Annotated in this window: 7 protein-coding genes; all 7 read right to left on the bottom strand. The window is 58.9% G+C overall.

Features of this window, described 5'->3' with window-relative positions:
• Window positions 1-88: 88 nt before the first annotated feature.
• Window positions 89-1822: a dihydrolipoyl dehydrogenase gene (gene lpdA, locus AC2FNR_RS04550; RefSeq protein WP_496848245.1), complete on the bottom strand. Its 1734-nt coding sequence runs from the start codon at window positions 1820-1822 to the stop codon at window positions 89-91.
• A gap of 11 nt (window positions 1823-1833) precedes the next feature.
• Window positions 1834-3081, bottom strand: a complete 1248-nt coding sequence (gene aceF, locus AC2FNR_RS04545) for a dihydrolipoyllysine-residue acetyltransferase (protein ID WP_496848244.1) — start codon at window positions 3079-3081, stop codon at window positions 1834-1836.
• A gap of 27 nt (window positions 3082-3108) precedes the next feature.
• Window positions 3109-5763 (bottom strand): pyruvate dehydrogenase (acetyl-transferring), homodimeric type, encoded by a 2655-nt coding sequence (aceE, locus tag AC2FNR_RS04540; protein WP_496848243.1) that lies wholly within the window; start codon window positions 5761-5763, stop codon window positions 3109-3111.
• 33 nt (window positions 5764-5796) lie between these two features.
• Entirely contained in the window at window positions 5797-6519 is a 723-nt protein-coding gene (gene phbB / locus AC2FNR_RS04535) for an acetoacetyl-CoA reductase (protein WP_480870042.1), read from the bottom strand.
• 162 nt (window positions 6520-6681) lie between these two features.
• Window positions 6682-8373 carry a D-lactate dehydrogenase gene (gene dld / locus AC2FNR_RS04530; protein WP_496848242.1) on the bottom strand — a complete coding sequence of 564 codons (1692 nt, stop codon included), beginning with the start codon at window positions 8371-8373 and terminating at the stop codon, window positions 6682-6684.
• Complete coding sequence (locus AC2FNR_RS04525) at window positions 8370-9557, bottom strand: alpha-hydroxy acid oxidase (protein ID WP_480870038.1); 1188 nt, start codon at window positions 9555-9557, stop codon at window positions 8370-8372. Before AC2FNR_RS04525 ends, dld begins: the two co-directional genes overlap by 4 nt.
• A 14-nt stretch (window positions 9558-9571) precedes the next feature.
• Entirely contained in the window at window positions 9572-11635 is a 2064-nt protein-coding gene (locus AC2FNR_RS04520; RefSeq protein WP_496848241.1) for a TRAP transporter large permease subunit, read from the bottom strand.
• Between the last annotated feature and the right edge of the window lie 78 nt (window positions 11636-11713).

Below are 11713 nucleotides of genomic sequence, written 5' to 3'. Positions count from 1 at the left end.
CAACTGCAAAGCGGACTCGGGCGTCATCGCGACCCGGTTCTCACCGTCCAGTATTTCCTTTGGTGTGCCTAGCTTCATGGGTCAGGTCCTAGTGGCGTTTCTTGGGTGGCATCAGGTCGGTGATCGTGCCTTCGAACATTTCGGCCGCGAAATTAACCGTCTCGCTGAGCGTCGGGTGAGGGTGGATTGTGTGACCGAGATCGACCGCATCTGCGCCCATCTCGATGGCCAGAGCTGTCTCGGCGATCAAGTCACCCGCGTTCGTGCCCACGATGCAGGCCCCCACTACGCGTTGATCCACGGGATCGAAAAGCAATTTTGTGATGCCTTCGGACCGGCCATTGGATAGGGATTTGCCCGATGCAGCCCAAGGGAACACGCCTTTTTCGACCTTGATGCCTTTGGCCTTGGCCTCGGTCTCGGTCAGGCCACACCATGCGACCTCGGGGTCGGTATAAGCGACAGAGGGTATCAGCTTGGCGTCGAAGAACCGCTTGTGACCAGCGGCCACTTCGGCGGCGACCTTACCTTCATGCACTGCCTTATGCGCCAGCATGGGCTGGCCGACCAGATCACCGATGGCAAAAATATGCGGCACACCGGTGCGCTGCTGTTTGTCCACGGCGATGAAGCCACGTTCATCCACCACAACACTCGCCTTTTCGGCGCCGATCAGCTTGCCATTGGGCTTGCGGCCCACGGCGACCAGAACCTTGTCGAACGTGTCGGTGAAGCTTTCGCCCTTGTCATCTTCGAACGTGACTTTCAGGCCCTTTTTCAAAGGCTCAATCGCCGTCACCTTGGTCTTGAGAAAGATGTTCTCGTACCGGCCCTTAATGCGGTTCATCAAGGGTTTGACGATGTCCTTATCGGCGCCGGGGATGATCTGATCCATCAGTTCGACTACGGTGATGTTCGACCCCAAAGCGTCATAGACACAAGCCATTTCCAGACCGATGATACCGCCGCCCAGAACCAGCATCCGCTTGGGTACGTCCGCCAGTTCCAGCGCTCCCGTCGAGTCGATCACGCGGTCGTCGTCATGCGGGATGAAAGGCAATTCAACCGGTTCAGAGCCAGCAGCGATGATGCACTGGTCGAACGAGACGGTGGTCATGCCATCATCGCCCACAACCTCGATCATGTTGGGGCCCGAAAAACGGCCATAGCCGCGGACAATCTGAACCTTGCGGCCTTTGGACAGACCGTCCAGACCGCCGGTCAGCTTGCCGACAACGCTGTCTTTGAAAGCGCGCAGCTCATCCAGATCGATCTTGGGCTTACCGAAACTAACCCCGTGTGCGCCCATCTCTTCGGCTTCGGTGATGACCTTGGCCACGTGAAGCAGCGCCTTCGAAGGGATACAACCCACGTTCAGGCAGACACCACCCAGAGTTGGATTGCGTTCGATCATGACCACCTTCTTGCCCAGATCGGCAGCACGGAAAGCGGCGGTGTAACCACCGGGGCCAGAGCCCAGCACAACCACTTCGGCATGCACATCGCCCTGACCCGTCGCCGTGCCGGTGGCGGCCACGGCTTGCGGCGCGGCGACGGGTGCTTCTGCCGGGGCAGCTTCGGGCGCGGCCCCATCGGCGGCTTCCAATGTCAGGATCAACGCACCTTCCGAGACGTTGTCGCCTTCGGACACGGCAATTGAGACCACTTTGCCTGCGGCGGGGGAGGGGACCTCCATCGTGGCTTTGTCGGATTCCAGTTCGATCAGCGGGTCCTCGGCGGCGACGGTATCGCCGACAGAGACAAGAATGCTGATCACGGGTACATCGGAAAAATCACCGATATCGGGTACTTTGACGTCCATCTGATCTCTCCTTACCACATCAGCTTGCGCATATCGCCCAACAGCGTCTTGAGCGTCACGCAGAAGCGCGCAGCCAAGGCGCCATCGACGGCACGGTGGTCATAGCTAAGCGACATTGGCTGCATCAGGCGCGGCACAAATTCCTCGCCATTCCAGACCGGCGCCATTTTCGAGCGGGTCAGGCCCAAGATAGCCACCTCGGGTGCGTTGACGATGGGCGTAAAATGCGTGCCGCCGATACCGCCCAACGACGAGATCGTGAAGGTCGCGCCCTGCATGTCGTTTGACTTCAGCTCACCTGCGCGGGCCTTGCCGGACAGTTCCATCAGGTCCTTGGAAATCTCGACAATCCCCTTACGGTCGGCATCCTTGATGACTGGAACCACCAGCCCGTTGGGTGTGTCAGCCGCAAAACCGATATTGTAGTAGGATTTGCGGATCAACTTGTCGCCATCGGGGTGGATGGACGAGTTGAACTCCCAATGCTGTTTCAGCGCACTGACCGAGGCTTTAACGACAAAACTCAGCAATGTGACGCGATAGCCTTCTTCCTTGGCCATCGTGTCCATTTCCTTGCGGTACTTGTCCAGATCAGTGATGTCCGCCTCGTCATTATGCGTCACATGCGGGATATTCAGCCAGGACCGGTGCAGGGCAGGGCCCGACAGCTTTTTGATCCGCGGCATCTCCACATCTTCCACGGGGCCGAATTTCGAGAAATCGACAACCGGGATCGGCGGAATGCCCATTCCGCCTGCTGCGCCGGCGGCCGCCGGGGCCGCTGCGGTTGAGGTTTTCAGGAAATTGGTAACGTCTTCGCGCAGAATGCGACCCTTACGGCCCGAGCCGTTGATCTTGGACAGGTCAATATCCAACTGACGCGCAAACGCGCGCACCGATGGCGAGGCGTGAGCCTTGCCGAACCCACCATCCACAACGGGTGCGGGTGCCGGGGTAGCAGGCGCTGCGGCCGGGGCCGGAGCGGCAGCAGGGGCGGGGGCTGCCTCGGCAGCAGCCGGGGCACCTTCACCTTCCAGCAGCAGGATCAGCGCGCCCTCAGACACGTTGTCGCCCTCGGCCACTTTGATTTCCTTGACGACACCAGCCGCCGGGGAGGGAACCTCCATCGTTGCCTTGTCGCTTTCCAATTCGATCAGCGGATCTTCGGCGGCGATGGTGTCACCGACCGAGACCAGAATGCTGATGACGGGAACGTCCGAGAAATCCCCGATATCCGGGACTGTTACTTCGATTGCCATGTCTATGTCTCCTCGTGCCCCGTGGCCTTAAACCAACCGGGGGTTCGGCTTGTCGCCGTCAATTTCACATGTCTTGAGCGCTTTCTCGAGCTCGGCCTTGGTCACCGCACCTTCACGGTACAGATCGACCATGGCAGCCGCCGCGATGTGGTTGGCATCGACCTCGAAGAACCGGCGCAGGTTCACCCGGCTGTCCGAGCGGCCATAGCCATCCGTGCCCAGCACGGTGTAGCGACCGGGGACAAAGGCGCGGATCTGCTCGGCGTAGTTCTTCATATAATCGGTGGCCGCAATGATCGGGCCTTTGGCCTTTGACAGCTGCTCGGTCACATAAGGCACGCGTTCGTCCGCCAGCGGGTCCAGACGGTTGGCGCGCGCCGCGTCCTGACCATCGCGGGCCAGTTCGTTGAACGAGGTTGCCGACCAGATATCCGAGGTCACGCCGAAATCCTTCTTCAGCATCTCGGCGGCTTTCATCGCCTGCACCAGAATAGTGCCCGAGCCCATCAGATTGACGTGTTTCTTGCCGGGTTTCTTGACCTCCTGGAACCGGTAAAGCCCCTTGATGATGCCTTCTTCCGCGCCCATTGGCATGTCGGGGTGGGCATAGTTTTCGTTCATCAGGGTCAGGTAGAAATAGATATCTTCCTGATTGCCATACATCCGTTGCAGGCCGTTCTGAATGATCACCGCGACCTCATAGCTGAAGGTTGGGTCATATGTGATGCAATTCGGAATGGTGCCTGCAAGGATATGGCTGTGCCCATCCTCGTGCTGCAACCCTTCGCCGTTCAACGTGGTCCGTCCGGCAGTGCCGCCCAGCATGAAGCCCCGCGCGCGGCTGTCACCCGCAGCCCAGGCCAGATCGCCAATCCGCTGGAACCCGAACATCGAGTAGTAGATGAAGAACGGGATCATCGCCACGCCGTGGTTGGAATAGGACGTCGCCGCCGCGATCCAGTCGGCCATGGCTCCAGCCTCGTTGATGCCTTCCTGCAGGACCTGACCGTTGGTCGTTTCCTTGTAGAACATCATCTGATCGGCATCTTCGGGGGTATAGTTCTGACCTGCCGGGTTGTAGATGCCAACCGAGCGGAATAGCCCTTCCATCCCGAAAGTGCGGCTTTCATCGGGCATGATCGGAACCACGTTTTTGCCGATCCCTTTGTCACGCAGCAGCGTGGTCAAGATGCGGACAAAGGCCATGGTGGTCGAAATCTCGCGCTCCCCGGTGCCTTTGAGCTGCGCTTCGAACTTGGACAGGTCCGGGATATCCAGAGCGGGTGCGGTGCTGTCGCGTTTGGGGAATTCCCCCCCCAACGCTTTGCGCCGGTCTGCGAGATAAGCCTTCTGTGCATTGTTCAGCGACACGAATGGCGCGTTTGGCAGATCTTCGTCGCTAACCGGGATTTGGAACCGGTCGCGGAAGGCGCGCAGTTGATCTTCGGCCAGTTTCTTTTGCTGGTGCGTGGTGTTTTGACCTTCACCAGCCGAGCCCATGCCATAGCCTTTTACGGTTTTCACCAACAGGCAGGTTGGAGTGCCCTCATTCTCGGTTGCGCGTTTGAACGCGGTAAAGACTTTCTCAGGGTCGTGTCCGCCCCGGCGCAGCGCCCAGATTTGATCGTCGGTCCAGTCTTCGACCAAAGCGGCAGTCTCAGGGTATTTGCCAAAGAAATGTTCGCGGATATAAGCGCCATCCTTGGATTTGAAGGTCTGGTAGTCCCCATCGACCGTCTCATCCATCAACTGGCGCAGACGGCCGGTGGTGTCTTTCTCCAACAGCTGATCCCAGCCTTTGCCCCAGAGCAGTTTGATGACGTTCCAACCTGCGCCACGGAAGTCGCCCTCAAGCTCTTGCACGATCTTGCCGTTGCCACGTACCGGGCCATCCAAGCGTTGCAGATTGCAGTTGATGACAAAGATCAGGTTGTCCAGACCTTCGCGCACGGCAAGGTCGATCGCACCCCGGCTTTCGGGTTCGTCCATCTCGCCATCGCCCAAGAAGCACCACACTTTGCGGTCCGCCATGTCGATATGGCCCCGGTTGTGCATGTATTTCATGAATCGTGCCTGATAGATTGCCATCAACGGACCCAGACCCATCGAAACGGTCGGGAACTGCCAGTAATCCGGCATCAGCCACGGGTGGGGATAGCTGGACAGACCACCTCCGCTGACTTCCGAGCGGAAGTTTTCCAACTGCTCTTCGCTGATGCGACCCTCCATGAAGGACCGGGCATAGATGCCGGGGATCACGTGGCCCTGAAAGAACACCAGATCGCCGCCATGGATCGCTGATTTCGACCGCCAAAAGTGGTTCAGGCCAATGTCATACATGACCGCCGACGACGCGAATGAGGCGATGTGGCCACCATATTCGCTGCTGACCTTGTTGCGCCGCACCACGGTGGCCATCGCGTTCCAGCGGTTGATCGTGCGAATGCGCCATTCCATGTCCTGATCGCCGGGAAAGGCATACTGATCATCGACGGGAATGGTGTTCTGATAGGGCGTGGTTGCCGAAAACGGCAGGGTCGCCCCAGCAGCGCGCGCCTTTTGCACCGCTTTGTCCAGCAGGAAATGTGCGCGATTGGCGCCATCCCGTTCGATGACGTCTTCGATGGCGTCCTGCCACTCCTGAGACTCGATTGGGTCGATGTCGGGTTCAAGGTCTTTCATGTGGCAGGATCCTTTCTTGTGTATGTCCGGGCGTTAGCTGAAGAACTGCGCGCCGTTGGCAGAGATGGTCGAGCCGTTGATGAACTGACTGTCATCCGAGGCCAGGAAGGCCACGCAGCGGGCGATCTCCTCAGGCTCACCCAGCCGTCCCGCCGGGATTTGGGCTATGATCGAGTCGCGCACCTTCTCGGGTACGGCCATGACCATCTCGGTTGCGATGTATCCGGGGCAGATCGCGTTGGCGGTGATGCCAGCCCTTGCGCCTTCTTGCGCCAGTGACTTGACGACGCCCAGATCGCCCGCCTTGGTCGCAGCATAGTTCACCTGCGCGAACTGACCTTTCTGGCCGTTGATCGAGCTGATGACGATGATACGGCCAAACTTGCGCTCGCGCATACCGGGCCAGACGGGGTGGACGGTGTTGAACACACCGGTCAGGTTCGTGTCGATCACGTCTTTCCACTGGTCCGGGGTCATTTTGTGGAATGGTGCATCACGAGTGATGCCTGCATTGGCCACGACAACGTCGATGGGGCCAAGGTCCGCTTCGACTTGGGCGATACCTGCGGCCGAGGCTTCGTAGTCGGCAACATTCCACTTGTACGTCTTGATACCGGTCTCGGCGGTGAAGGCGGCGGCCTTCTCATCATTGCCAGCATAAGTCGCGGCTACATTATATCCTTCAGCCTTCAACCTTCTGGAAATCGCTTCGCCGATACCCCGGCTACCACCGGTTACAAGTGCAGTACGTGTCATTTTCAATTCCTCCAATTAGTCAGAAACTTTGACCTAACTCGCTATGTTACGTAGCGTAATTTTCAGCGTACGGATAGGCCTGAGCGGAATACCAGCTATGCGTCTCAGGAAAAGTTTAACGTTAAACTATCTGAAAAAAGGCCACGCATAGCCTTGGGCGATTTACTTGATCCCTTCGCCATAGTTGCGGGATTTTGACATCTTGCCGATCCCCGGATTGAAAGAGTTTGTCGGATCGCAACACGTATAATGCGCCGCAAGGTCGGGTTTGGCCTTATAGAGATGCCCGACATTATGTTCCGCCGGATATTCGGCACCACGCGCTTCGAACAGCTTTAGCATCGCAGCTTTCAGTGCTTTGGGATCTGCCCCTTTGCGCACCACATAGTCCTGGTGCATCACGTGACACATGAAGTGGCCATAGTAGAGTTTGTGTACAATCTGATCGCTGATCTCGGGCGGCAAAACCTCAAGCCAATCACGATCATTGCGGCGCAGGGCAACGTCCAGCGCAATGATATCTTCAACCTCATCTGCGTGGATCGCCATATAGCGCACTGCAGCGCCCGCAGCAGCAAACCGGTGCAGGCCCGCGATCTTGGCCTCACGCGGAGTGCATTCGAAGAAACCTGCATCGCGCCCTTTGAAAAAGCCGGGCAACCAGTCGCGGATCGCCTCGATGCCCTCGTCCTTCATTTTCAGGATCAGATGATGTTCAAAGGCGTCTCGGTATTCGATCATCCTCTTGGGCAGGACCTGCGGCAGGAGGCTGACTGCGGCCTGCATGAACCGGTCGGTGAAATTGCGCAGAAAAGGAATGCGCCGTAAACGTGCATCCACTGCGCCCTTCAGCGCAAAGAACATCGGCAAGCGATCTGTGCCCAACTTGTCGATCATCCACACCGTGTCCTTACCGTAGGCCTTAGTGATGTCGAACACGTCGCGCTGCATGTACTCGGCCGAGACTGGCAGGGGCGCGAATTGCGACAGGATATGCCGGCGCAACTCGGCCAGATCGTCTGGGGAGTTGGTTCCGATATAGAAAACCTGTTCAGCCTCGTTTTTGGCGAAAGTGTCCAGACGCACGGCAAACACAGCCACTTTTCCGGCTGAACCCGCAGATTCAAACAGCTTCGCCTTATCCGCATTGTATCGTGCGGGCGTTTCGGCATCCACGTCGCGCACGATCTGCGCATAGTCACTGGCTGAGGCGCGTTTATTCGTAGACCCCGGATTGCGCTCGAACTGACCAGCATCGAGATTTGACAGGATCTGTTCCGGTGTCTCTCCCAGATCAATGCCCAAGTGGTTGACCAGCTCTAACGTGCCGTCTTCGGTGATGCGCGCATAGACCGACAGCTCGGTGTAGACCGGCCCGCGTTCAACCAATGAACCGCCCGAATTGTTGCAGACCCCGCCCACAATCGAGGCCCCGATGCACGAAGATCCGATCACCGAGTGCGGCTCACGCCTCATTGGGGCCAGCAACTTTTCCAGCGCAAAGAGCGTGGCGCCGGGAAAGCTGATGACTTGTTCGCCGCCGTTCAGCGGAACCAGAGTATCCATGCGACGGGTATTGATCAGAACCACATCGCGGTCATAGTGACCCGAGGGTGTCGACCCTTCGGTCAGTCCGGTATTGGCGGCCTGCATGATGACGATCTTGTCGGCGGCGACGCAGGCTTGTAGCACCTTCCACTGCTCAAGCAGAGTGCCGGGCTGTACGACGCACAGCGCCTCGCCTTCACCCGACCTGAACCCACGGCGGAACCGCTCGGTGGCGCGTGCGCCGGTCAGCACATGGCGTGACCCGACGATTGCGCGGAAGTCGGATATGAGGGCATCGTTGGTCATGCCGCGTTCCGATGCGCCTGTCCCTGAACCGTCACCGGGTCGCGAAACCGCAGATTGGCGCGCGACAGTTGATCAACCCGCGTGACGCCCATCAGCTTCATGTCGCGTTCGATCTCGGCCCGCATCAGCCCCAACGCGCGTTCGACACCGGGCTGACCGGCAGCGGCCAGCGGATACAGATAGTGCCGTCCGACACCAACCGCTTTGGCCCCCAGAGACAGCGCCTTCAGCACATGAGTGCCGCGTTGAATGCCGCTGTCCATCATCACGTCCAGCTTGTCGCCCACCGCATCCACGATCTCGGCCAGTTGGTCGAACGGCGTGCGCGAGCCGTCCAGCTGACGTCCGCCATGGTTCGACAGAATGATCCCGGTGCAGCCGATCTCGGCCGCGCGGCGGGCGTCCTCGACGGTCATGATCCCCTTAAGGCAGAACTGACCGTCCCATTCGCGCACCATCTGGGCCACATCGTCCCAGTTCATCGACGGGTCCAGCATTTCGGTGAAATAGCCGCCGATGGAACTAGCCCCGCCGCTCATGTCCACGTGTTCATCCAGTTGCGGCAGGCGGAATTTCTCGTGCGTGACATAGTTGATGCCCCACATCGGCTTGATCGCAAACTGGATCATGCCGCCCAGCGTTAGCCGGAACGGGATCGAGAATCCCGTGCGCAGGTCACGTTCGCGATTGCCGCCGGTGATGCTGTCTACGGTCAACATCATCACCTCGACACCCGCCTCTTTGGCGCGCTGCATCATGGCCGAGTTCAGGCCCCGGTCTTTGTGGAAATAGAATTGGTAGACCTGCGGGTTTTTGTGTTTCTGGCGCAGTTCCTCCAGCGAAACGGTGCCCAGCGAGGATACGCCGAACATGGTCCCGTATTTCTCGGCCGCCGCCGCCACGGCGCGCTCGCCCTGATGGTGGAACAGGCGCTGCAGTGCGGTGGGCGAGCAATAGATCGGCATGTCCAGCTTTTGCCCCATGACGGTGACGGACATGTCCACGTCTTTGACCCCGCGCAACACCGATGGCAGCAGATCGCAGCGATCAAAGGCGTTGGTGTTCTCGCGATACGTTACCTCATCATCCGCGCCGCCGTCGATATAGTTGAAGATCGGTCCCGGCAGGCGGCGCTTGGCCAGTTGGCGGAAATCGTGGAAGTTATGGCAATCGGTTAGACGCATGTCTCTTCCTCCTATCAATACGCGACGGATGGCAGCCAGGTGGCCAATGTGGGCCACAAGAAGACCAACGCCAGCCCGGTCAGTTGCAGCAGGACAAACGGGATGATGCCCTTGTAGATGTCGGTCAGTTTAATCTCTGGCGGGCAAACGCCCTTGAGATAGAACAAGGCAAAGCCAACCGGAGGTGTCAGGAAGCTGGTTTGCAGCGTGACTGCAACTAGGATCACGAACCAGACCAGCGCGGGTTCGTCCAAGACGCCAAAGCCGGGGATGTCGATGCCCAGCCCATTCACGATCGGGCGCATCAGGGGCAGGACGATCAGGGTGATCTCGATCCAGTCCAGCACAAAGCCCAGCAGGAAAACGATGAACAGGATGAACAGGATCGTGCCATTGGCTCCAAAGCCGGTGGACTGAACCACATGTTCGATCAGTTCATCGCCGCCAAGTTCGCGTAGTACATAAGAGAACACGGTCGCGCCTAGGAAGATTGCGAAGATATAGGCGGTGGTGTTTAAGGTCGACACCAACACGTTCCACAGCTTTTGGAAGGTCAGCTTGCGATAGCCCAAGGCCAGCAGGGTCGCACCCAGTGCCCCGATGCCCGACGCTTCGGTCGGCGTGGTCAGGCCCGCAAAGATCGAACCGAGCACGGCGAGGATCAGCATCAGCGTCGGGATGACCGCGATCAGCACGTCCTTGACGGCGGCCCAATCGGGGGCCTTGGCGCCTTCGGGTACAGGGGCTGCGTCGCGTTTAATCAGCGCAAGGATAAAGATATAGCTCAGATACAGCCCACCGATGATCACACCGGGGAAGACGGCGGCCATGAACAAATCACCCACCGACAGCGCCATCTGGTCGGCCATGATCACCAGCATGATCGAGGGCGGGATCAGAATGCCCAGCGTACCGGACGCGGAAACCACGCCAGCGGCCAGTGTCGATTGATATTTCTGCTGCATCATCGAGGGCAGCGAGAGCACGCCCAGCAACACGACAGACGCACCGATGATCCCGGTTGAAGCCGCAAGGATGATCCCGATCAGGGTCACGGTGATCGCCAAACCTCCGCGCACTGTGCCAAAGAGGCGCTGCATCGAGGACATCAGGCGCTCGGCCACGCCGGATTCGTCCAGCATCAGACCCATGAAGATAAACATCGGCAAGGCGACCAGAACCGCATTGGACATAGTCGCATAGACCCGATTTACCACCGCGCCCAACGTCAGATAGTCCAGCCCGGTAAAGGTGCTTTCCAGCCCCGTCCAAAGCATCAGGTCGTTGTCGAACAGATAGGCCAGCCCGCAATAGGCCACACCCACACCGGCCAGCACCCATGCCACCGGGTAGCCAGTGAACAGCAGCGCGATGAAGGTCAGGAACATGGCGATGACCAGCTTTTCCTCGGTGGTTTCCACCAGGAATGTCAGGCCCACACAGATCGCGGCAAAGACGGCCAGAACCAGCAGGACGCGACGCAGCGGCGCGCCTTCGCGTTCGCTCTCGGGTCCGTAGATCAGCGCGTGGCCATCATGGATCAGTCGGGCAAGGGCGGCGAGCGCCAGTAGCACAAAGCTGATCGGAATGACCGCTTTGAACGCCCACCGTGCCGGAAGGCCGGTCGGACTGTCGGACCGTTCGTTGACGCGGAAGCTTTCGTAGAAATAATCATACCCCTGGTCGATCATCAGATAGATGAACGGGGTCAGCAGCGTCAGGATGCCGATCACCTCGATCACCCGCTGAGCGCGGCGGGAAAGCTGCATATGCAGCACGTCCACACGCACATGGCTGTCGGTGATCAGGGCGTAGGAGATACCGATCATCGTCACGATGCCGTAGAAATGCCATTGGATCTCGTCCAGTTTGGGATAGTTCTGGCTGAACAAATAGCGCAGTGAAACCTGAGTGAAAATCGCGGCCATCAGCAGCACATTGGCCCACATCACCACATGGCCAACGGCCTTTACGCTGGTGTCTAGGGCAACAGCAATTTTTTGGCGGTCTGTATCGGGATGTTCCAGGAGGCCTTCATAGGCTTCGACCGGATCATTGACGTTCTTTGGCGTGGCCATGGGTAATCCTCCCTCGGTTGATCGGCGCGGGCGCGATCAAGGCTTTGCAGGCAGTGGTCCTTTGGATATCCGGGGCGG

Source organism: Ruegeria sp. SATB045, assembly GCF_059613525.1.
The sequence above is the reverse complement of the archived record's forward strand: the minus strand, read 5'-3'. Positions and strand labels throughout refer to the sequence as shown.

What these genes read in the sequence shown, in the direction of transcription:
- lpdA (WP_496848245.1), bottom strand. Translation starts at nt 1,822, where the DNA reads ATGGACGTCAAAGTACCCGATATCGGTGATTTTTCCGATGTACCCGTG.
- aceF (WP_496848244.1), bottom strand. Translation starts at nt 3,081, where the DNA reads ATGGCAATCGAAGTAACAGTCCCGGATATCGGGGATTTCTCGGACGTT.
- aceE (WP_496848243.1), bottom strand. Translation starts at nt 5,763, where the DNA reads ATGAAAGACCTTGAACCCGACATCGACCCAATCGAGTCTCAGGAGTGG.
- phbB (WP_480870042.1), bottom strand. Translation starts at nt 6,519, where the DNA reads ATGACACGTACTGCACTTGTAACCGGTGGTAGCCGGGGTATCGGCGAA.
- dld (WP_496848242.1), bottom strand. Translation starts at nt 8,373, where the DNA reads ATGACCAACGATGCCCTCATATCCGACTTCCGCGCAATCGTCGGGTCA.
- AC2FNR_RS04525 (WP_480870038.1), bottom strand. Translation starts at nt 9,557, where the DNA reads ATGCGTCTAACCGATTGCCATAACTTCCACGATTTCCGCCAACTGGCC.
- AC2FNR_RS04520 (WP_496848241.1), bottom strand. Translation starts at nt 11,635, where the DNA reads ATGGCCACGCCAAAGAACGTCAATGATCCGGTCGAAGCCTATGAAGGC.